Source organism: Cupriavidus pampae (genome assembly GCF_914271485.1).
In the GTDB taxonomy this organism is placed as follows: Bacteria; Pseudomonadota; Gammaproteobacteria; order Burkholderiales; family Burkholderiaceae; genus Cupriavidus; species Cupriavidus pampae.
This window is the reverse complement of the sequence record NZ_CAJZAG010000014.1, coordinates 89,829-111,757: the sequence shown is the minus strand read 5'-3', so window position 1 is coordinate 111,757 and position 21,929 is coordinate 89,829. Positions and strand designations below refer to the sequence as shown.

Genomic DNA, 21,929 nt, shown 5'->3' with positions numbered 1-21,929 from the left:
CTGGCGACGCCGATCGATATGCTTTATGGGAACGGTCATGCCACCACGGAGCCTCCCATGTCCCCTCGCATCTACCCAATTGCTGTAGCCCTCGCCGCGGCAGCCGCCGCGTTCATCTGTAGTACTGGCTACGCGGAAGATCCCGCCACCAGCCCGTTTGCCGCCGATCGATACGACTATCAGCTGATCGCGCCCAAACCCGCGCCGTCCACCAAATCCCCGACCCGCAAATCCGCGCATGACGCCAAGGCCGCGCCCTGCACCGCCGCGCACGGATGCCTGCCGTCCCGCTAAGCGCATTACCGACGCTGGGGCGCCCCGCCGTTTTCACACTTGGGCTCGCGCTCGGGTGTGCGACGGGCGTCGACTTCGTCGCCACGTCGATGCTCGCGACGGGTGCGATACATATCCGCGCGGGTGTCTATGCCACGCCCGATGATTTTCTGTGGTGCCTGACGGCATACGCGGGCGCGGCGGTGGTCGCCAATCTGATCCTGCGCGGCGTGGCCGACTTCATCAGCTATCGCGGTGCCACGTTGCTGGGGCTGATCATCGCCATCGTGGGCGCGCTGCTGTGCGCGGTGTCGGACAACGTGCTGCAGTTGTCGCTCGCGCTTGCGGTGCAGGGTCTTGGCGCGGGCGGGTTATTCGCGGCCTCGCGCACGTTGATCCAGCTGCTGGCGCAGCCGCAGGAGCGCGCGCGATTGTTGTGGCCATTCGTGATCGGTGCGCTGGGGCTCAATGCCGTGGCGCCGTGGACCACCGCAATTCTGATGCTCGATGCGGGGTGGCGCATGATCTTCGTGCTGCAGGCCGTCGTTACCGTCTGCGTGTGGTTGCTGGTGGCCTGCACCTATCCGCGGCGCGTGCGGCCACCGGTCATTCCCGACCTCGCCACACTGGCCGCGCTGGATTGGCGCACCGTGATCGTGCTCGGCGCGGGCGCGCTGATTCTGATCCATGGGTTGGCCAATCTGCGCATCTATACCGCGCTCGACACGCCCGAGGTATTGTTGTGGCCGCTCACCGGCATGACGCTGGTCGTGCTGGCGTTTCTGCGCCTGCGCCGCCGTCCGGATGCGTGGCTCAATCCGCGTCGCCTCGGTGGTCGACGTTATCAGACTGGCGTGCTGTTCTATGCGACGTATGCGGTGTTCGGTGGCTTGTGGAACTACCTGATTCCGAACCTGTTGCAGCTGGGGCTCGGCTTTACGTTCGAGACCAGTGGGCGTGTGCTCACGCTGACCGAGGCGTTTGGTGTCGGTATGTCCATCCTGTTCGTCTGGTATGGCATGAAGTTGCCCGGCACGCGCCGTTATCTTGCGCTTGGCTATCTGATGATCGCCGCTTCGGCTTGGTTGTTTGCCACGCGCATCGAGACCGATCTGTCGATGGCGCGCATTCTGCCGGTGCTGTTGTTACAGGCGGCTTCGGTGCCATTCACGTTGCTGATGGTGGCGCGGCTGTCGTTCCTCGACACCTCGCTCGAGGATTTTCCGCATGCCTATCAGTTCAAGAACATCGTGCGACAGCTGGCGGCCGCGCTTGGGACCGGACTGGGCGCGCAGGGATTGCAATTCGGCGAGGCCGTGGCGCGCACCCATCTGGTTGATCGGGTCGATCCGTTCCGTCTGGGTGGCGTGCCATCGTCCACGGTGCTGGCCACGCTGTCGCAGCAGATCGACCAGCAGGCCACGCTGGTGGCCAGCGCCAATCTGCTGACGATTGTTGGATGCGGTTGTCTGCTCGTGGCGATTTTCGCGGCGTGGCAGCGGTGGTTACGTTAGCAGCGATGTCTAGCCGGCATTGGCTAGCCTGCATTGGCCTCGATGATTTTTGCGATATGCGCGTCGGCCTGGCGCGCCACTTCGGCATAGACATCGGTACGTAGCGGCGTGAGCGGCGGCAGCGTGGAGAGCGAGGCTCCGGCGTCGTTGCGCGTGTCGACCGACACGCTCATCGAGAGACCGATGCGCAGTGGATGCGCGGCCAGTTGCGCGGGTTCGAGCGCAATGCGCACCGGCAACCGTTGTACCACCTTGATCCAGTTGCCAGTGGCATTCTGCGCGGGCAACAGCGAGAACGCGGCGCCGGTGCCTGCGGAGAAGCCGGCGACCTTGCCGTCGTAGCGCACGCGCGTGCCGTATAGATCGGCATACAGCGCGACGGGCTGCCCCACGCGCACGTGGCGCAGCTGGTTCTCCTTGAAGTTGGCGTCGACCCATACCTGATCGAGCGGTACCACGGCCATCAACGGCGTGCCCGGTGCCACGCGCTGCCCTACCTGCACCGCGCGGCGCGCGATAAAACCATCGACCGGCGCGGGCAAGGCCGAGCGCGCAAACGCAAGGTAGGCGGCACGATAGCTCGCGGCGGCACGCGCGACATCGGGATGCGCGGCAAGCGTGGTGCGATCGGTCAGCGCGCGGTTCGATGCCAATTGCTCCTGCGCGGCCCGCAGCGCTGCCGCCGCGGTACGCACGGCGGTCTGCGCGTGCTCGACCTCCTCCTTCGATACCGCGCCCGGATTGCTCACCGATTGACGCCGCTGCAGATCGTCCTGCGCGCGCGCCAGGTCCGCCGCGCGCAACGCGATATTGGCCGCGAGCGTGCCGTTGTTGACGTACAGAGTGCGCACCTGCCGCACGGTCGCCGCGAGCTGCGCGGCGGCCTGCTCCATCGCCACCTCGCTGTCGGCAGGGTCGAGTTCGACCAACGGTTGCCCAACACGCACGAACTGTGTGTCGTCGCCAGCGATCGATACCACGGTGCCGGCTGTGAGCGGGGTTACCTGCACCACGTTGCCACCGACGTATGCGTCCTCGGTCGCGGCAACATTGCGCACGTCGTGCCACCAGTAGAACGCACCGGCCGCACCCGCGACAAGCAGCCCGGCCGCGATGGCGGCAACCTTGCGACCCGACATGTGCGGCACCACGCCGATCGGCGTCGGTGCGGGTGCGGATGTCGGTGTCGGTGTCGGCGTCGGCGTCGGTGTCAGCGCGGGCGACGCCGCAGGGGTAGCTGCTAGCGTTCCCGAGGGCGTGGTGGCCGAGCCCGGTGCACTACCGGCGTTCTGTGCAGTCATGATGCCTCCTCAACGCGCGCGCGGTTTGCTCCCCTCTCCCCAGAGGGGAGAGGGGTCGGGGGAGAGGGTGAATCCGAAACTACCTCTTGTTTGCTCCCCTCTCCCACGGGGAGAGGGGCCGGGGGAGAGGGCACCCCATAGCCTCCGCCAAGATCCCACACCAGCGCCATCAGCAGATCCACCTGCTGCCCCTGCAATTGCGCCGCCTGCCGCTGTTGCGCGAGCACCTCGGTCTGCGCGTCGAGCACCGCAAGCTGATCCGCCAGCCCCGCCTGCCAACGATCCGTGGCCAGCAGCCACGCGCGCCGCGACAGGTCCAGTGCCTGCGCCTGCTGCGTGCGCGCCGTGGCCACCGCATGCAGGCTGCCAACTGTGTCCGCCGTCCCGCGCAACGCATCGACCAGCGTCTGGTTGTAATCCGCCACCGCGGCGTCGTATTGCGCATAACGCCCGTGCAAATTCGCCCGCAACTTGCCGCCCTCGAACACCGGCAACGTCAGCGACGGCCCAAACGAAAACGCACGGCTGGCGCCCAGCAAAAAGTCGGAGGGCGCGATCGAAGTCAGCCCACCCATCGCCGATACGCTGATATCCGGCAAAAACTCGGCCCGCGCCACCTCGATGTCCTGCGACGCGGCTTCCACGCGCCACCGTGCGGCCACCAGGTCAGGCCGGCGCGAGAGCAACCCGATGCGGGCATCGTCGGGCAAACGGTCGAACGGCTGTGCGGACGCGTCATCACGCCGCGCCAGCAACGTGGGCCGCTCAATCGCAAGCCCGCGATCCGGCCCCTTGCCCATCAGCGCGGCCAACTGGTGGCGCGTGATCTCGATGCCATCGTCGAGCTGCGTCAACTCCGTCTCGATACTCGCCACGCTCGCGCTCTGCAACGTGATCCCGACCTGCGTATCGAGCCCCGCCGCGTGACGCGCCTCTGCCAGCGACGCCAGATCGCGCCGCTGCGCAATGGTGCTCGCGGTCACATCGCGCAGTGCGTACAGCGTAGCCAGCCGCGCATACACGCGCGCCACGCTGGTGGTCAGCAACAACCGCGCGGACTGCTGCTCGGCATCGGCCTCGCGCACCGTCGACAGTGCCGACTGCAATTCGGCGCGATGCTTGCCCCAGAAATCGAGGTCGTAGGTCAGACCCGCGCTCAGATGCACCTGATCGAGCCACTTGCCGGCCAGCGCGGTGCCGTGGAACAGATCGGTTTCCGAGTAGCGCTCGCGCGCGACACCGCCCTGGACCTCCGCATGCGGATACAACGCGCTGCGCGCGCCCTGCGCCAGCGCCCGCGCGGCCTCCACACGCGCAATCGCGGCCTGCAGCGTCGGGCTACCGGCCACGGCCTCATCGACGAGCACACGCAGTTGTGGATCGCCGAAGCGATCGGCCCAGCCCGCATCTGGCCACGCGCCGTGCTCTTCCGGCAGGCTGTGCCGCGTGGCCGAGACCGGCGCGAGAGTCTGCGTCGTATGGCCAGCGCCAAAATCGGCACAGCCACCACACATCGTCGCAGCGGCCACCGCCGCCACAACCAGGGTCGTGGCAAATCGCGGTGCCGTATGCAAGCGTGCCGTGGCGGAGATCGCCAGCGTGGCCATCGTGAACTCCTGTGAAGCGCGGGATATCGCGCTTGTGTATCGGAACTGAAACCGGTCGGTGCCAGGGGTGCGCCAGAGGACGCGTGGAAGTCGTCCCCTCTACGTTCGACGCCATTGTCGAGGCGCATGTGTGGTGACCATCTTCGCGATCGCTGCGGGGTTTCGGAATGGAACGACTTCGGACCATTGGTGCCAAGTCAACTGCACGAGGTTTTGCTTGACTCATACCTTCGTGTAACGCCCCACCGACCACGCGCCAATTGTTACCACCATGTCCTCCCTCCTACGATTCCATGCAACAAGCACACATATCGCAACGGAGGTCCGAACATGACGTACCGGCATCTTTGGCTCCAGCTCCTGATGAGTTTCGGCGGCGCGGCGCTTCTCTCGATGGTTCTCGCCGCATGCCTCACCACGGAATCGTCGATCGGCGCCCGCGCGCTCGGGTCCTCGCACCGTTATGGGGAACAAGCCGGGGAAAACGCGGGGGAACGTATCAGCGAACGCGCCAATGGCGAAAGGCTCGCGAGCGATCGCAACGTCAACCCCGACATGGATCGCGATATGAGCGGTCTGCGCCCCGCCGACCTGCGTATCTATGTGCGGGCCACCGCGACGCGCCTGCCGACGTGGGATGACACCACCGACGCACGTCACCACGCACCGGCGGCCCGTCTGCAAGACGGCGTCGCGCGCTGATCGACCGGAACCGACCATGCCCATCTTCCAGCGTCCTCGTGCCATCGTCATCGGCGGCTCGCTCGGCGGCCTCCTCAGCGCGATTTGCCTGCGTGCCATCGGCTGGGACGTCGAGGTCTTCGAGCGCTCGCCGCGCGACCTCGACAGCCGCGGTGGCGGCCTCGTGCTGCAACCCGATGTCACCGATGCACTCGATTTCTCCGGTGTCAGCTACGGCCCCAACTTTGGTGTGCCCTCCCGCGACCGCATCTTCGTCGCGCAGGATGGCTCGGTACGCCGCATGTACATGCCGCAGGTGCAGATCGCCTGGAATGGCCTGTACCTGCGTATGCGGGAAGCGCTGGGCCCGTTGGTCCAGTCCGGCGAGACCTTCGTCTCGTTCACGCAGGACCCTTCGTTCGAGTCGCCGCGCGTGACCGCTTATTTCGCGTCTGGGCGCAGCGTGCAGGCGGATCTGCTGATCGGTGCCGATGGCCCGCTCTCGAGCGTGCGCGCGCAGTTGCTGCCGACGGATACCCCTTCCTACGCGGGCTACGTCGCATGGCGCGGCATCCTCGCCGAAGCGGCGTTGAGCGACGACAGCCGCAAGCTGCTCGATGACGCCTTCGCCTTCCAGGACGGCCCTGGCCACCAGTTCCTCAGCTATCGCATTCCCGGCGATGACGGCAGCGTGCGCCCCGGCCAGCGCCGTCAGAACTGGGTCTGGTATCGCCGCATCGCGCAGGGCCCGGCACTCGAAGCGCTGCTGCAGGATCGCGACGGCCATCGCCATACCCATTCGCTGCCGCCGGGCGCGCTACGCGAGGCCGAGATGCAGGCGCTGCACCGCGATGCGCGCGACGAACTCGCCCCCGCGCTCGCCAGTCTGGTCACGGCCACGCCCGATCCATTCGTGCAGCTGATCCACGACTACGAAGCACCGCGCATGGTGTTCGGCCGCGTTGCGCTGGTGGGCGATGCCGCCTTCGTCGCGCGACCGCATACCGGCGCGGGTGCCGGCAAGGCCGCGGCCAACGCCCTGGCGCTGGCGCGCGCGCTGCAGAACGTGATGCACGACGTGGAAGACATCGACAGCGCGCTGGCTAGCTGGGAGCTCGGTCAGTTGCCCGCCGACCGGCGCCTGGTGCGCTGGGGCATAGCGCTCGGGCGCCGGATCATGGAAGTGGCGCAGCCGGCGTGACCCATCACCCCGTAGCTCGCCGGAAGCAAGGAGTAAGCGATGAACGACAACGAAAGCCTGATGTTGATGTACGGATGGATTGCGCTTGCCGTGATGAATCTGATCCTGATTGCCGTTGCGTTCATCCAGTACACGGACTGACGTCCGCCACCGAATTACCGGAGTTTCTGCCATGAAAGATCTTTCGATGCCGGTGCCAGTCACGCCCGCATTCCTGCCCCAGCCGCCGCGGCGCGATTCGGCACCGATGCTCGACCTGACGCGCGCCGCGCGCATGCCAGATCCGGTGCAACCGGAGCGCGCGTGGCGCTATCCGCCGCAGGCCGCGCCCTGCGATCTGGACACCATCCTGGTCTCGCGCTGGACCTGCGAAGGCGGCGACACACAGACCGTGTCCCATCCCGGCGATGCGCGCTGGCACTGCATCAGCCTGAACCTGCGCACGGCCTCCGTGCGTCTGCTGTGCGGGGGCAAGCCGATCTTCGATGGCCGCCTTGCCCCGGGCGCGGTACAGATCACGGCCCCGGGCGTCGCCGCGAGTGCCACCTACGATGGGGCCTGCGACGTGCTGCATCTGTTCGTGCCGCAGTCCGTGCTGGCCCGCTGCCACAGCGACCAGTTCGGCCACGCGCCGCTGGACGACGTGATCCTCGACGATCCGTTCCTGCACACCGACCCCGCGCTCGAGCGCCTCGGACAGGCCCTTGCCGTAGCGCAGACGCAGGACCCCGGCCTCGGCCGCATGTTCGCGGACAGCGTGGCGCTGGCAATCGTGTCGCGCGTCGTGGCCGCCCACTTTCATCGCGCGGCCACTGGCCAGCGCACGCGCGCCAAACTGCCGCAATGGCGCCTGCGCCGCGCGCTCGAATACATCGACGCTAATCTCGACACGCCCATTGGCCTTGCCGATATCGCCGAGAGCACGGGCATGACGCGCATGCACTTCGCGGCACAGTTCCGCCGCACCACGGGCATGCGCCCGCACGAGTACCTGCTGCGCCGACGCATCGAACACGCACAGGATCTGCTGCGGCAGACCGGCGGCAGCGTGCTCGACGTGGCGCTGCGCTGCGGCTTCCGCTCGCAGGCGCACTTCACTACCGTCTTCAAACGCTTCGTTGGCGATACGCCGCACTGCTGGCGCGTCAAGGTCGCAACCACCACCGGGAGCTCCCATGCTTGATTCCGCGTACACCGCCTTTGACGACACCCGCGAAGCATCTGAAGCGCAAGAGATGCACGATGGCCGCCATCGCACCGCCCATGACACGTGGTCGCGCACCATTGCCCTGCTCGCGCCGCAACGCATTCCGGCCGGCGCGCTGGCGACGATGACGGCCCACCCCGCCGACGAAGACGCCCATCGCGCGCAGCGCGCCCAACGCCCGCATGCGCCGATGGTCACGGTGATCGAACGGCCCAGCCCGACGCTGGCGATCGTGAGCTGGCGCGATGCCACGCACTGCCGCTACGGCGAGCAGATCTGGACCGCGGCCTCGGCACGTTCCTCGGGCACCTGCTCGCTGACGGGCCGGCCGATCGCGCGCGGCGAGGCGATCTTCCGCCCGCAGCGTTCGCGGCCCGCCGCGCTCAATGCGGGCGCGATGATCCTGGCGGCCGCGCTGGAGCAGGCCTGTCACGTCAACGAGCCCGTGCGCGACGAACCGCGTCCGGTGTTCCGTTACCGCGCGCATGGACGCTAAGGCCGAAAAACAAGGCGCGCAAGCCGCGACACTCTCGGATTCATTCGATGGACACTCTTCCCCATACGTTGCTCGTCGACGTCTGGTTCTGGATCCTCGCGCTCATGGCGGCGTGCTATGTGGTTTCGGATGGCTTCGACCTCGGCATCGGCATCCTGAGCCTGTTCGCGCCGGACCGCCCGACGCGCGAGGTCATGATCGACACGATCGTGCATATGCGCGACGCCAACGAGACCTGGCTGGTCGTGATCGGCGGCGGCCTGTTTGGCGCGTTCCCCGCCGCCTATGCGCTGCTGCTGCCGCAACTGTACGTGCCGGTCATCACGCTGATCCTCGGCCTGATCGCACGCGGCGCGGCCATCGAGTTGCGCGGCAGCGCACGCGATGCCGCCGGATTGCCGGCGACAGCCGAGCTTTCGACCAAGGCGCGGCGGCCGCATCAACGCTGGAGCCTCGCCACATGGGACCGCCTCCTCGGTCTCGGCAGTCTGCTGGTGGCGGTGTCGCAGGGGGTGCTCGTCGGCCGCCTGCTCACCGGCATGCGCCCCGGGGCGTGGCACAGCACGCTCGTGCTTGCCGCGATACTCGGCGTGTGCGCGGGTTATGCGCTGCTCGGATCCACCTATCTGATCGGTCGCGGCGTGGCGTCCATCGAGCATCGGCGCTGGACGCCGTGCGCGCTGGTACTCGCCCTGGGCAGCGCGGTGCTGTTGGCGGGAGACATGCTGTGGCATCAACGTGACGAGCTGAAAACGCTGCCATGGGCATCCATCGCGCTCGGGCTGATTGCCGCGGCGCTTGCGCTGTATCTCGTGCGTCTCGTGGTCGTGTTACGCCATCCGGCCCGCAATAGTCATGAGCGCGCGCGCCGTGCGCCGTTCGGCGTGGCGGTCGCGCTGTTCCTGGTCTCGCTCGCGGGACTCGCGTCGAGTGTGTTCCCGTATGTCGTGCCCGGCCGCCTCACGCTTGCGGAAGCGGCGTCGGACGATCGCGTGCTCGCGTTGATGCTGGTCGGCGTCGGCGTGCTGCTGCCGATCATGGTCGGCTATGCGCTGTACCAGAACCATGCCTTGCGTACCGCACGCGGCGACCGCCGCGCGCGTCGCAGGTTGTTCTGAACTTGTTCTGACTACTTCACGGCCTCGGCCAGGAACCACGCGCGACGCTGGGCTTCGTCGATCCAGTTTTCCAGCAGGCTCGCCGTGGCGACGTCGGCATGGTCATCGCAGAGATCGTGCGATTCGAGCATCGCGGCGACTAACGCGAGATTGTCGGCGTGTAGCTCGCGTAGCATGGCATGCGCGGTGACCGCTTCCTCGTCGTTATCGCGCAGCCGTTGCAGGCGTGCGATATTGCCGATGGAGCGCAGCGTGGTGCCGCCGATCTTGCGCACGCGCTCGGCAATGTCGTCGGTGATCGCGAAGATCTGGTCCGACTGTTCGTCGAGCATCAGGTGATAGTCACGGAAATGCGGACCGGACATGTGCCAGTGGAAATTCTTGGTCTTGAGGTACAGCGCGAAGACGTCCGCGAGCAGGCGGTTGAGCGAATCGGACAGTTCGGTAACGGCCAGCCCGGGATCGGCGGCGCGCGAAGGATCTAACATGGTGACTCCAGGTGAGTGATCGCAACGGGAAGGATGGTGTTTCGATGGTGCACCGTCACCGTGACAGACGCTTTGCATCCCGGGAGCGTATTTCGCATTTGCCCGAGCATCGGCACGCGCGATCCATGCCTTGCCATGTAGACAAGTGGTCATACTTTCATATGATTTCACCTGCCGATACATTGGCTTAGTATCACGCTCGGGTCATGGTATTCACACCAGATACACACCACATCCAGCCGCATGCGTAACGAGACGACCAATCGACTGCTGAATTGCGCCGCGTTCGCGCTGGGCCTGGCTATCTTCCTGATCGACGCGCTGACGACGCTCGACTTCGCCGTCGCCGTGCTCTACGTACTCGTGATCCTGATGGTGGCGCTGACCGGCTCGATGCCCGCCACGCGCCTCGCGGGGGGTGCTTCGGCCGTGCTCACGCTGACCGCCTATGGCGTGGCGCCGCCGCATATGGACGATCACGGCCACCTCGTGCGCTGCCTGTTCGCCCTGTTGGCCATCTGCACCACGACAATGCTCGCGCTGCGCATGCTGGCGGACATGGCGCAACGTCGCCTGGCCGAGGCCGCGCTGGCCCGCAGCGAGGCATTTCTCGCGGAAGCCCAGAAGCTCAGCAAGACCGGCAGCATCTTCATCCGGTTTCCGGAAGGCACAATGGTGTGGTCCACCGAGTCGTATCGCATCTTCGGCTATCCGATGACCGAGGAAGCCCATTTAAGCCGGATCATGCCGCGCGTGCATCCGGACGACCTGGCGGAGGTTCAGCGCACGCATGCCGCGATGCTCGGCGGCGCGCCGCTGATCGAACTCAAGCATCGGCTGCGCATGCCCGACGACGAGGTGCTGCACGTGCATCTGGTGGCGCGGCGCACGGTCAGCGAGGGCGATCGCCACGAATATGTCGGCGCGCTGATGGACGTCACCGAGACCGTCCGCACGCAGCAGGCGCTGCAGGGCACCATGGCCGAACTCGCCCATGCCGCGCGCGTGGCCACGCTGGGCCAGCTTGCCGCCTCGATCGCGCACGAGGTCACGCAGCCGATGGCGGCGGTGATCGCCTGCGGCAATTCCGCGCTGCGCTGGCTGCGCCGGCCGCAGCCGAACCTCGAGGAAGCCGCCGACTCGGTCGAGCAGATCGTGCGCGATGCGAGCCGCGCCACCGAGATCATCCAGCGCATTCGCGCCATGGCGCGCAAATCGGCGCCCAAGTACGAGCAGATCGACGTCAACCGGCTCGTGGTCGGGGCGCTCGAGGTCGTGCGGCGCGAACTGCAGGACCATCGCGTCGCCGCCGATCTCGACCTCGCCGCCGATGCCGCGACGATTCGCGGCGACTGGACGCAACTTCAGCAGGTCCTGGTCAATCTGATGGTCAACGCCGCGCAGGCCATGGCCACGATGCCAGGCCGCCGGCAATTGACGGTGTCCAGCCGCACCACGCCCGACAACGCGGTGACCGTGATCGTGAGCGACACCGGTCCCGGCATTCCCCCCGAGCATATGACGCGGCTGTTCCACGCGTTCCACACCACCAAGTCGAATGGCATGGGCCTCGGACTGTCGATCTGCCGCGGCATCATCGAACGTCACGGCGGCACCATCGACGCCGAATCGCCGCCCGGCGGCGGCGCCTCGCTGATCATCCGCCTGCCGCTGCTCTCTGGCGACGGGAGCGGCGCCGATCTGCGTGCTCAAGTGCCCAGTGCAATACCTATCGTAGGGTCTTCGACGGCTTCACACGGTTGATTTGTGCTTCATAATGCCCTTATTAAGGGAAAGAAGGCTTTAGAGAGGGTTTTCTAAAACTTCCCCTTGCTTATCTATCTAGTAGTAGATAATATTCGGTCCATGGTCGCGACGCAGTGAACCGGCAAGCAAAGCAAAGCGCGGCAAATGCGAAAGCAGACCAGCACCACAGCACTAAGATCAGTACCGGACAGGCGGTCTTTTTTTTGAGCCAAGTTATCTACCTAGTAGTAGATGCATGTGCCGAAAGATCCCTGAAATAGATACCGGGCCGACAGAAGCGGCCCAACGCCAGGAGCTAGACCATGAACGCCAAGACCATCCTTACCGCCGCCGCCCTTGCAGCCGCCTTCATTGGTGGTGCCGCCCAAGCCGCACAAGGCGCACGTGACCCGTACCTGGACGGTGCCCGCACCATCAGCGAACCCCGCAGCACGTTCACCGACGGTGCCCGCAGCGTCAACGAACCGCGCAGCACCTTCACCGACGGCGCCCGCATCAGCAACCGCGATGGCTACACCGAAGGTGCCCGCAGCTTCGACCCGTTCACCGACGGCGCCCGTCTGGTAGCTGGCAACGTCAACCGCCCGCGTAACTCGTTCTACGACGGTGCCCGCCAACCCGACGTCTACACCGACGGCGCGCTGGTAGCCGGTCTGGACCGCGTGGGTGTCTCGTCCGAACCGTCGCGTCAAGTTGACCCGTGGAAGGACGGCGCCCGCCAGATCAACAGCCCGCGCAACCCGTTTGTCGATGGTGCCCGTAACGGTCAACGCGATGTCTATACCGACGGCGCTCTGGTCTGATTGAGGTTTGTAGAAAACCGGCGGGTCTCTAGCCGCCGGTTTTTTCGTTTACGGCTTCGAAAACACGCGTTGCAGTGCGTCGATAAACGCGTCGAGCGCGTAAGGCTTGCGTAACGAGATCGCGTGCGGCAGCACCTCGCGCTGCGCGGGTGTCAGCGTCACGTCGTAACCGCTGACGAACACGACGCGCAATGCTGGCCACTGGCGCGCGGCCTCGATGGCCAGATCGACGCCCGATACGCTGCCAAGACCCACGTCGGTCAGCAGCACGTCGATGCGATGGTCGCGCATCGCGTGCATCGCTTCCACTTCATTGCAGGCCTCGATGACTTCGAGGCCAAAGCTGCGCAGCAGCTCCGTCGTGCTCGCGCGCACGAGGTCGTCATCCTCGACGAACAGCAGGCGCATGTCGGGAAGCCGCGCTGCCGTTCTCGCCGGCTCGTGGGTCGGATGAGCCTGGTGCGGCTCGGGCACCGGCAGCGGCTCGAAAATTGCCCCACCGCCCGCGAGCACGTGGCGGATCTTGCGCGCGAGTGCCTCATGCGTGTACGGCTTGGACAGCAACTCGATCCCGGCATCGAGCCGCCCCGCATGCACGATCGCGTTGTCGGTGTAGCCGGACGTGAACAGCACCGCGATACCCGGCAGCCGCTGACGCACCTTGCGCGCCATCGCCGGACTGCGCATCGGTCCCGGCATCACCACGTCACTGAACAGCACGTCGATCGGCACGCCGCTCTCGACGATCGCCAGCGCGCTCAGCGCGTCCCTGGCCTTGAGCACCCGGTAGCCAAGATTCGACAACATGTCGACCACGGTGTTGCGCACGTCCTCGTCGTCCTCGACCACGAGCACGGTTTCGGTACCGCCGATGGCGGCCCCCATATCGACGTCGGTCTCGAGGTCTTCGTCCGCGCGCTCGCGTGGCAGATACAGCCGCACGGTGGTGCCCTCGCCAGCCTCGCTGTAGATCTTCACGTGCCCGCCCGACTGCTTGACGAAGCCGTAGACCATCGACAGGCCAAGGCCCGTCCCCTGTCCTTCCGGCTTGGTCGTGAAGAATGGCTCGAACACGTGCTCCTGAACCTCCGGCGTCATGCCCATGCCGGTGTCGGTGACGGCCACCATCACGTACTGACCGGGCGTGACGTCCGCATGGCGTAGCGCATACGCTGCGTCGAGCGACGCATTGCCGGCCTCGACAGTGAGTCGCCCATGGCCGGCCATCGCATCGCGCGCGTTGATGGCGAGGTTGAGCAAGGCGTTCTCGACCTGAAACGGGTCGACGAGCGTGTTCCACAGGCCCCCGGCGACCACGGTCTCGATCTCCACGCCATCGCCAAGCGCGCGCCGCAGCATGTCGTCGAGGCCGCGGATAAAGCGGCCCAGGTTGACGACCTTCGGCGCCAGCGGCTGCCGCCGCCCGAATGCCAGCAGTTGCGACGCAAGCTTGGCGCCGCGCGCCACGCCCGCGAGCGCATTGCGCACGCGCTGGGTCGAGCGTTCCTCGGCAGCCACGTCGGTCGCCAGTAGCTGCAGGTTGCCGCCGATCACCTGGAGCAGGTTATTGAAATCGTGCGCGACGCCACCGGTCAGCTTGCCGATGGCCTCCATCTTCTGCGCCATGCGCAGTGCCTCGTCGGCATGACGCAACGCTTCCGCGGCTTCGCGATCGCTGGTCACGTCGCGGCCGACACCGTGAATGCGTCCCGACGCGGGGTCGAGCGTCAAGGTCCATGCGATCCAGCGCCACTTGCCATCGCCACGGCCGAGCCGCGATGCGTAGCGCACCGCCGCGCCGTCCCCACGCAGCGCGATCATCTGCTCGGTTACCGCGACCAGATCTTCGGGATGAACGAAGACGATGAACGAGCGTCCGAGCACGTCCGCCGATGTCAGCCCCAGCGTGCGCCGCCACGACGGGCTCACACGTTCGAGCGTACCGTCGGAAGCCGTCACCATCAGCAGATCCTCGCTGAGGTCCCACAACCGATCGCGATCGGCCACCGTCTCCGTGACGCGGCGCTCGAGCGTCGCATTCAATTCGTGCAGCGCATCCTGTGCCTTGGTGCGCTTGGCGATTTCGGCCTGCGCCGCCTGATAGAGCCGCGCGTTGTCGATCGCCACCGCCGCCTGCGCGGCGATGCCCACCAGCATACGCTCGGCGCGCTCGGTGAATATGCCCGGCCGCGGATGACCGAAGAACAGCCCGCCCATCACCTCGCCGGTTCGTGAGACCACAGACGCCGCCAGATAGCTGCGCACCTGCAGATGGCCCTGCGGCATGCCGCGATACGGCGGGTTGCGGCCGAAGCGCGCATCCTTCGTGATGTCGTCGGCGCGCACGATGCCCTGCCCGAGAAACGTGGGCGCGAAGACTGCGGTGTTGCGCGGCATCGGGAATTTCTCGAAGGCGTCCTTTGGCGCGCCCGACAGCGTATATAACGTGTAGGAGCCACCCTTCTCGTCGAGCACGTTGTAGAAGAAGGCACCGAACGCGGCACCGGTCAGCTCCGTCGCGGCGTCGGTGACCACCTGCACGGCACGACCCAGATCCAGCTCGGCCGCTACCGTGGTGCCGACCGCGTTGAGCACTTCGAGCATGCGCGATTCGTCGCGCAACCTGAGCTCGGTCTCGCGCCGCAGTCTTGACAGCTGCAGATTGCTGGCCACGCGCGCGAGCAGTTCACGCGCGGAGAACGGCTTGGTCAGATAGTCGTCCGCGCCGCTCGCCAAGCCGCTCACGCGCGCCTCTTCACCGGCGCGCGCGGACAGCAACAACACCGGCGTATCGCGCAGGGACAGATCCTCGCGCAACCGATGCACGAGTTCCACCCCGTCCATGCCGGGCATCATCACGTCGGACACGATCAGGTCCGGCGCCTGCACGCGTGCCAGCGCCAAAGCCTCGTTGCCATCGTTGGCGAGCAGCACCGCGTGCCCCGCGCCTTCGAGCAACCGGCGCATATATTCGCGCAGGTCCGCATTGTCGTCGGCGACGATCACGCGCGCGCGCGATGTCGCAACGGTGTCCGGTGTGTCGGACGACGGTGCCGTGGGCGCGTCGGTTGCCACAGTGTCGGCTGTCATCGTCTCGGCGGTTGCGGCGTCGACACCCCAGCGTGTCGCGGTCTCCGCATAGGCACGCGCCTGCGTGCTCATCTCCACCGGCGCGGGGGCCGGTTGCGGAATGACTGGCGTCGCCGGAAGCCGCGATGCGCGCGGCATGCGCACGACAACACGTGTGCCTTCGCCGAGGCGACTGTCCACGTCGATCTCGCCACCATGTTGGCGCACCAGCTCCTGCACCAGCGCCAGGCCGATGCCGCTGCCCTCGATCGAGCGCCCGACCGCGCCGGCCACACGATGGAAGCGTTCGAACAAGCGTGGCAGTTCCGCTTCGGGAATGCCGATGCCGGTGTCGCGCACCTCCAGTTCAACATCATCGATACCGTTCTCCGGAAACGCGCGCACCGTCACGGCGATCGTTCCGTGGAACGTGAACTTGTAGGCGTTGGACAGCAGGTTCAGGACGATCGTCTCCCACATCGTCCGGTCCACATCGACGGGTGTCGATAGCGGCGGACAGTCCACCACGAGCCGCATGCCCGCCGACTCGATCGCCGAACGGAACAGCGAGGCCAGATCGGCCGTGAACGCGGGCAGGTCCGTCGCCTGCGGCTGCATCTGCATGCGTCCGGCCTCGATGCGCGAAAAATCGAGCAGCGCGTTGACCAGCTTGAGCAGCCGCATGCCATTGCGGTGAGTAATCTCGAGCAACGCCTGATCGTCGCTATTGGCGTTCGGGCGGCTCAGCATTTCCTCGAGCGGCCCCAGCATCAGCGTCAGCGGCGTGCGGAATTCATGACTGATGTTCGAGAAGAACGTGGTCTTCGCGCGATCGATCTCGGCCAGTGCCTCCGCGCGCCGGCGTTCTTCCTCATAGGCGTTGACGTAGCCAAAGGCGCCGCTGATCTGCCCGGCAATCAGGCCTAAAAAGCTTCGGTAGCGATCGCCGATAAGGCGGAACGGATTGAGTCCGACGATCAGCACGCCATGCTGCGACGTGTCGCCCGAGGGCTGCACGGGCACGATCGCAACCTGCCGCGGCGGCACCGCCCACGCGCCGCCGGGCAAGACATTGCCGCCCTCGGCAACGGGCTCGGCCAGCATCAGCCGGCCCTGTTGCAGCGCGTCTTGCACAGCCCAGGGCGTTGCCGCCTCGCGGCGCAAGACGGCCGGTGCCATGGCATGGTCCGCCGCGATGCCCTCGCGGCCCGCCAGCACCAACTCGCCGCTATCGCGTTCGCCGAGGTAGAGCAGCGCGAACGTGACATCGTGCGGATTGCTGCGCAACGCCTGCATGGCGACGCGGCACACCTCCTCGCGTGTACGCGCTTCCGCGGTGGAAGCGCCCAGCTCGCGCAGCAGCGTCAGCTGGCGCTCCGCCAGCACGCGCTCGGTGCCATCCGAATTCGCGCAGATGATGCCACCGGTGCCGCCATGGTCGTCGGGGACCGGGCTATACGAAAACGTGTAGTAGGTCTCTTCGGGGTAGCCGTTGCGCTCCATGATCAGGAGCTTCTGTTCGACGAAGATACCTTCGACGCCGGCCATCGCGGTCGCCAGCAGCGGGCCGATGTCGTCCCAGATCTCGTGCCACACCTCGATCGTGGGCCGGCCGAGCGCGCTCGGATGGCGACCGCCGATGATGGCCTTGTACGCGTCGTTGTAGAAAAACAGGAGTGTTTCGCCCCAGCCGATCCAGATCGGCTGCCGCGAAGTCAGCATGATGCGGATCGCGGTCTTGAGACTCTGCGGCCATTGCGTGGGTTCGCCCAATGGGCTGCCCGTCCAGTCGAACGCGCGGATAAGCGCGCCCATTTCGCCACCACCGGCAAGAAAGGGCGGCGCGCCGGCATCGGCCAGTGCGGACGATTGGCGGATCGACGGCATGCCGTCCGACTTGTTCATCGCTGCCTCCCGACCCACGCCCGCACAATGTCCATCGCACCCTCCGTGCCCGAAAGGACCTGGTTTCTGAGGTACATCGCCAGTTGCACACCACCATCGACGCGTGCGCGCGGTAACGCAACCGGTACAAATGCTCGACCAGCGTGTGGCGACACGGGCGTATAGTGTCCCCGAGTCCTCCCGCACCTGCCTGCCATGCACGACACCACGGGTTCCTACCTGATTGCCATCGCCATGACCGTGGTGCTCACCGTGATCGCCGTCGCGCTGCACTACGAGGCCCTGCGGCTGATCTCGTCCCTGCATCCTCGCCGCTGGAGCAGCAAGGTCAATATCGGCGCGATGATCGTGCTGATCATCGCGGCGCATTGCGTCGAAGCGATGGTGTTCGGCTTCGGCTACTGGCTCGGCACCAACGTGTTCATGATCGGCTCCCTCAAGGGCATGCCCGACCACGGTACTGCCGCGTTCATCTACTTCTCGCTTGAAACGTTCACCACGCAGAGTATCGGCGACATCTTTCCGGTCGGCCCGTTGCGGCTCGTGGCAGCGGTGCAGCCGGTGGTTGGTCTGATGTTGATCGGTTGGTCAACGTCGTTCACGTTCCTGCAGATGCGGCTCGACTGGCGCGCGGACGACCTCGACGACAGCGCCTGACGACAGGCCCAGGAAGAAAGAGACACCACGGCAAGGTTAACGAAGCTTAGCGAAGCAGATGGTAGGCATTCAGCGGGGCCCGCGAAATCGGCGTCCCTCCTACAAAGATGTGAGATTCGAGGAAGTTGCGACGGCGGGGCGTTCGATGAAAAGATAAGTTGCCGTCATCCACGGCGCTGTCTGCTCAAACCCGGAGGGAATCGTGCCGACCACCTACAAGAAAAATTCCGCGCCAATACGCGCATGGCTCTGCATGCTGCTGACCCTCTTCGCCTGTCTGGGCGCATCGCAGGCGCGGGCGCAGACTCCCTCACCGCTGCCGGAATGGGCGTATTCCGTCGGTGTCCCGCTGCGCAAGCTCTACACCACCGATCTCCCCACCTGGGAAGTCCGCGTCGGCGCGGCCATGACGGTGCGTCCCCGCTATGAGGGCGCGAACGATTACTACATCCTCGGCGGACCCAGCATCGACGTCCGCTACAAGGACCTCGCGTTTGCTTCCACCGGCGAAGGTATCGGCTTCAATGCAATCCACACCGACCGCATCCGCATGGGTCTGGCGATTACCTACGACATGGGCCGGCGCGAGAAGAAGGACCACGACCATCTGGCCGGGATGGGTAACATCGGCATCGTGCCCGAGTCGAAGATCTTTGCCGAGTACGTGGTGTCGAAAGAGTTTCCGCTGGTCATCCGCGCCAATATCCGGCGCCAGCTCGGCGGCTCCGACGGCTGGATCGGCGACCTCGGCGCCTATATGCCGATGCCCGGCAGTTCGGAGAGGTTCTTCTGGTTCCTCGGGCCGACCGTGACGTTTGTGGACTCGCGCTATATGCAGACGTGGTTCGGCGTGAACGCCCAGCAGTCGGCGCGTTCGAAGTATGCCGAATACCACCCGAGCGGCGGCATCAAGTCCTACGGCGGCGGCGTGTCAGGAATCTGGATGTTCAGCAAGCACTGGTTCGCGACCGCCGATTTCGGTGTGTCGCAACTGGTCGGCGGCGCGCGCAATAGCCCCGTCGTGCAGCGCTCCACCAACCTGACCGGAGATATCTCCGTGAACTACCAGTTCTAGAGCGGCCGGCGCAGATAGCCCTCCACCACCGTGCGCAACGCCGGCAGCTTGCCGGTAAAGAAGTGCCCGGCGCCCGGGATCACCACCACCGGCAGTTCCTGCGGGCGGGCCCACTCGAATACGTTCACGAGCGGCACGCGCTCGTCGCGTTCGCCGTGCACCACCAACGCGCCCGGCGCGACCTCCGCCACCGCCGGCGTTTCATACGCGAGCGTCTCCGATAGCTGGCCATGCGGCATGCCGGAGAGGATCAGATGGGCGATGACCTCGCCCGCTGCCTTGAGCTCCTCCACGCCCAGCGTCAGCACGTAGGCGCCAAACGAGAAGCCGGCGAGCGCGAGCGTCAGATCCGGATACTGCGCGCGCAACTGGCGCACCACTGCCAGCACGTCCTGCGCTTCGCCCGGGCCGCCATCATAGTCGCCCTCGCTCGCACCGACGCCGCGATAGTTCGGCCGCGCCACGACAAAGCCATGCGCCTGCAATACGCGCGCGAGCACCTGCGGAATCTTGTGCTCGGCGGTACCGCCCTGGCTCGGATGCGGATGGGCGACCACGGCAATGCCGGTGGGCGTATCCATCGGCGTGTCGATCAGTACCTCGAGCGCGCCCGCCGGTCCCGGGAACGATTCCCGGCGGGTGGGTGCGAACGATGAGGGAGCGGAAGGCGAGAAAGAGGAAGACGTCGGCGTTACCATGGGCGGCTGATTACGGGATCGATGTGGCGTTCAATGTGCAACGCAGCATACCCGTAGCGTGCCCTTCGCGGCAACGCCAACCGATGGTCAGTGCGGACGCTCCGCGGGAATCACCGACGCGATCTCGGCGCGACGCACGCTGACCACGTCATCGAGTTCGAGCCCTTCCGCCACCACGAGCATCTCGACACCGCGATTGATCTCGTGGATCTTGCCGTACCAAAGGTCCGGGCCGGCGACGCCGATCAGGCGGATACTGAATCTGGTTTCCTGGTCACGACTGCAGACGGTCACCAGATCGCCGACCTCGGGCATGACGGCCGCCTCAGCCTGCTGTACTTCCCGGGCCGCCACCGTCAAGGGCATCTGGGCGATGCCGCGTGCGAACCTCGCTTGCATGGTTGTCTCCTGTGCACGGTTTTCCTTGAGCATAGGAGCGCGCGGGAAAATCGCATAACCATGTGCGCAATGCGGGGTGTGGAGAGCGGTTACATGAGGCCCCCGCTGTTATTTCGCCGCGCTCGGCATCACATCGGGCCGCAACTGGCATGCCGCTTGCGTCGCGGATATCCGACGCGCGTGTCAGACAGCGCCGGACATCCCGCCGATGCCGCAGCGCGCAAGATCAATGCCATCAGACTGAAGGAGATCACCATGGAAGCCACGCTTCATGTCATGCCGTACGGTTCCGGCTGGGATGTGATTCACGAAGGCGCGCGTTATGCGGAGTCGCATCACGCCACACTCGCCGAAGCCATTGCCGCCGGCAAACGCCGCGCGCGGCTGACCAAGGTCGAACTGCTGGTACACGGCAGCGATGGCAAGGTCCGCGCGAGCAGCTACGCCACGGTCGTCTGACTCGCGCGCCCGCGGCACCGCATCACTCCCCCCGCTGCCGTCCGCTCAGTCTCCGTTCGGAGATTCGCGCGGCAGCGTCACCTCGAACACCGTTTCCCCCTCCCCCGACTTCGCATCCACGGTGCCGCCATGCAGCGTCACAAGTTCGCGCGTGATGTAGAGGCCGAGCCCGAGACCCTGCGACATGCCGTTGACGGCAACCGCGCTGCCGCCCGACGCGCCACCATATCCGCCACCGCCCTGAGCCGCCGACGATCCCGATCGAAACGCTTCGAAGATATGCGGCAGCACCGCGGGTTCGATCGCGCCACCGTTGCGCACCGTGATGACGACCCGCGCCGTCTGCTCACCGTCCACATGGACCGCGATCGGTGTCTGCGCATCGCCGTGATGCAGCGCATTGCCGATCAGGTTGGTCATGACCTGCGCCATCAGATCCGGATCGACCTGTGCCATGGTGTTGCCGTGTGAAGCGATGGCGATGCGGCCCTTGCCGTACGCCACCTCGTACTCATCCACGATGGCAGCGCAGATCGCATGCACGTCTTCCTTCAACGGATTGATGTGAACGCGCCCGCCATGCAGACGCGCCACATGCAACAACTGATCGACCATGCGTGCCATGCGCTCGCTGCTGCGCTGGATACGGTCGGTCGCCGGCCGCAGCTTCTCTTCGCCGCCAAAGCGTCCGAGAAACGAGGCAGAGGCGATGATCGCCGACAGCGGCGTGCGCAGGTCATGCGCAAGCACGGCCATCAGCATCTCGTTGGTCTTGAGCAGTTGCTCGGCCGTCTTGAGCTGCTCCGCCATCTGCTGCTTGTTACGCGCCAGCTGCACGAACACATCGACCTTGGCCGCGAGCACGCGCGCATCGATCGGCTTGAACAGAAAGTCCACGGCGCCGCTCGCATAACCGCGAAACGCACGCTGGCTGTCCTCGCCCGCGGCGGTCAGGAACAGGATCGGAATCTGGCTCGTGCGCTTGCTGCCGCGCATCAGATCGGCCAACTCGAAGCCGTCCATCTCGGGCATGTGTACGTCGAGAATGGCCAGACCGAACTCGTGCTCGAGCAGCAGTTCCAGCGCCTGCGCGCCGGAGCTGGCATGAACGATCTCGACATCGGGCTTGGCCAGCACGGCATCGAGCGCCGTCAGATTGCTGGCGATGTCGTCGACTGCAAGGATCTTGATGGGTGTGGACATGGGGATCG

Annotated in this window: 19 protein-coding genes; 12 read left to right on the top strand and 7 right to left on the bottom strand. The window is 66.0% G+C overall.

Annotation, left to right across the window (positions count from 1 at the left end; genetic code table 11):
• Window positions 1-57: 57 nt before the first annotated feature.
• Window positions 58-294: a hypothetical protein gene (locus LDO41_RS29830; protein ID WP_223994830.1), complete on the top strand. Its 237-nt coding sequence runs from the start codon at window positions 58-60 to the stop codon at window positions 292-294.
• Window positions 276-1,787, top strand: coding sequence for an MFS transporter (locus LDO41_RS29825; protein ID WP_223994828.1), 1,512 nt, complete (start codon window positions 276-278; stop codon window positions 1,785-1,787). The genes LDO41_RS29830 and LDO41_RS29825 overlap by 19 nt, the downstream gene beginning before the upstream one ends.
• 23 nt (window positions 1,788-1,810) lie before the next feature.
• Here the strand turns inward: LDO41_RS29825 and LDO41_RS29820 are convergent, their stop codons facing one another.
• The gene (locus LDO41_RS29820) at window positions 1,811-2,926 is read right to left on the bottom strand and encodes an HlyD family secretion protein (RefSeq protein ID WP_223994929.1); all 1,116 of its coding nucleotides are present in this window, start codon (window positions 2,924-2,926) and stop codon (window positions 1,811-1,813) included.
• Window positions 2,927-3,084: 158 nt separating this feature from the next.
• Entirely contained in the window at window positions 3,085-4,695 is a 1,611-nt protein-coding gene (locus tag LDO41_RS29815) for an efflux transporter outer membrane subunit (RefSeq protein ID WP_223994826.1), read from the bottom strand.
• Window positions 4,696-5,025: 330 nt separating this feature from the next.
• Between LDO41_RS29815 and LDO41_RS29810 the strand changes: the two genes are divergently transcribed.
• The 5 genes from LDO41_RS29810 (at window position 5,026) to LDO41_RS29790 (ending at window position 9,398) form a co-directional block, all read left to right on the top strand.
• Window positions 5,026-5,397, top strand: coding sequence for a hypothetical protein (locus LDO41_RS29810; RefSeq protein ID WP_223994824.1), 372 nt, complete (start codon window positions 5,026-5,028; stop codon window positions 5,395-5,397).
• Between the two features lie 16 nt (window positions 5,398-5,413).
• Entirely contained in the window at window positions 5,414-6,577 is a 1,164-nt protein-coding gene (locus LDO41_RS29805; protein WP_223994823.1) for an FAD binding domain-containing protein, read from the top strand.
• A gap of 247 nt (window positions 6,578-6,824) precedes the next feature.
• Window positions 6,825-7,760, top strand: a complete 936-nt coding sequence (locus LDO41_RS29800) for a helix-turn-helix transcriptional regulator (RefSeq protein ID WP_223994927.1) — start codon at window positions 6,825-6,827, stop codon at window positions 7,758-7,760.
• Window positions 7,753-8,280 (top strand): DUF3331 domain-containing protein, encoded by a 528-nt coding sequence (locus tag LDO41_RS29795; RefSeq protein ID WP_223994821.1) that lies wholly within the window; start codon window positions 7,753-7,755, stop codon window positions 8,278-8,280. Before LDO41_RS29800 ends, LDO41_RS29795 begins: the two co-directional genes overlap by 8 nt.
• Window positions 8,281-8,327: 47 nt before the next feature.
• Window positions 8,328-9,398 (top strand): cytochrome d ubiquinol oxidase subunit II, encoded by a 1,071-nt coding sequence (locus LDO41_RS29790; protein WP_223994819.1) that lies wholly within the window; start codon window positions 8,328-8,330, stop codon window positions 9,396-9,398.
• Window positions 9,399-9,409: 11 nt separating this feature from the next.
• On the opposite strand, the gene LDO41_RS29785 is transcribed toward LDO41_RS29790, so the two are convergent.
• Window positions 9,410-9,886: a Dps family protein gene (locus LDO41_RS29785; RefSeq protein WP_223994817.1), complete on the bottom strand. Its 477-nt coding sequence runs from the start codon at window positions 9,884-9,886 to the stop codon at window positions 9,410-9,412.
• A gap of 243 nt (window positions 9,887-10,129) precedes the next feature.
• On the opposite strand from LDO41_RS29785, the gene LDO41_RS29780 reads away from it, so the two are divergent.
• A complete protein-coding gene (locus tag LDO41_RS29780) occupies window positions 10,130-11,650 on the top strand; it encodes a sensor histidine kinase (protein WP_223994815.1) in 1,521 nt (506 codons plus the stop codon).
• 305 nt (window positions 11,651-11,955) lie between these two features.
• A complete protein-coding gene (locus LDO41_RS29775) occupies window positions 11,956-12,456 on the top strand; it encodes a copper resistance protein CopQ (RefSeq protein WP_223994813.1) in 501 nt (166 codons plus the stop codon).
• Window positions 12,457-12,504: 48 nt separating this feature from the next.
• On the opposite strand, the gene LDO41_RS29770 is transcribed toward LDO41_RS29775, so the two are convergent.
• A complete protein-coding gene (locus LDO41_RS29770) occupies window positions 12,505-17,430 on the bottom strand; it encodes a response regulator (protein WP_223994811.1) in 4,926 nt (1,641 codons plus the stop codon).
• 195 nt (window positions 17,431-17,625) lie between these two features.
• Between LDO41_RS29770 and LDO41_RS29765 the strand changes: the two genes are divergently transcribed.
• Complete coding sequence (locus LDO41_RS29765; RefSeq protein WP_223994809.1) at window positions 17,626-18,087, top strand: two pore domain potassium channel family protein; 462 nt, start codon at window positions 17,626-17,628, stop codon at window positions 18,085-18,087.
• Between the two features lie 253 nt (window positions 18,088-18,340).
• Entirely contained in the window at window positions 18,341-19,162 is an 822-nt protein-coding gene (locus LDO41_RS29760; RefSeq protein WP_223994808.1) for a MipA/OmpV family protein, read from the top strand.
• Here the strand turns inward: LDO41_RS29760 and LDO41_RS29755 are convergent.
• Window positions 19,159-19,860 (bottom strand): alpha/beta hydrolase, encoded by a 702-nt coding sequence (locus LDO41_RS29755; RefSeq protein WP_223994807.1) that lies wholly within the window; start codon window positions 19,858-19,860, stop codon window positions 19,159-19,161. The genes LDO41_RS29760 and LDO41_RS29755 overlap by 4 nt on opposite strands.
• A gap of 87 nt (window positions 19,861-19,947) precedes the next feature.
• The gene (locus LDO41_RS29750) at window positions 19,948-20,259 is read right to left on the bottom strand and encodes a hypothetical protein (RefSeq protein WP_223994806.1); all 312 of its coding nucleotides are present in this window, start codon (window positions 20,257-20,259) and stop codon (window positions 19,948-19,950) included.
• A 180-nt stretch (window positions 20,260-20,439) separates the two neighbouring features.
• Here LDO41_RS29750 and LDO41_RS29745 point away from each other — a divergent pair, with 180 nt between their 5' ends.
• Complete coding sequence (locus tag LDO41_RS29745; protein WP_318036305.1) at window positions 20,440-20,718, top strand: DUF2188 domain-containing protein; 279 nt, start codon at window positions 20,440-20,442, stop codon at window positions 20,716-20,718.
• A 45-nt stretch (window positions 20,719-20,763) separates the two neighbouring features.
• Here LDO41_RS29745 and LDO41_RS29740 read toward each other — a convergent pair whose 3' ends face one another.
• Window positions 20,764-21,921 carry a hybrid sensor histidine kinase/response regulator gene (locus LDO41_RS29740; RefSeq protein WP_223994805.1) on the bottom strand — a complete coding sequence of 386 codons (1,158 nt, stop codon included), beginning with the start codon at window positions 21,919-21,921 and terminating at the stop codon, window positions 20,764-20,766.
• Window positions 21,922-21,929 lie beyond the last annotated feature (8 nt).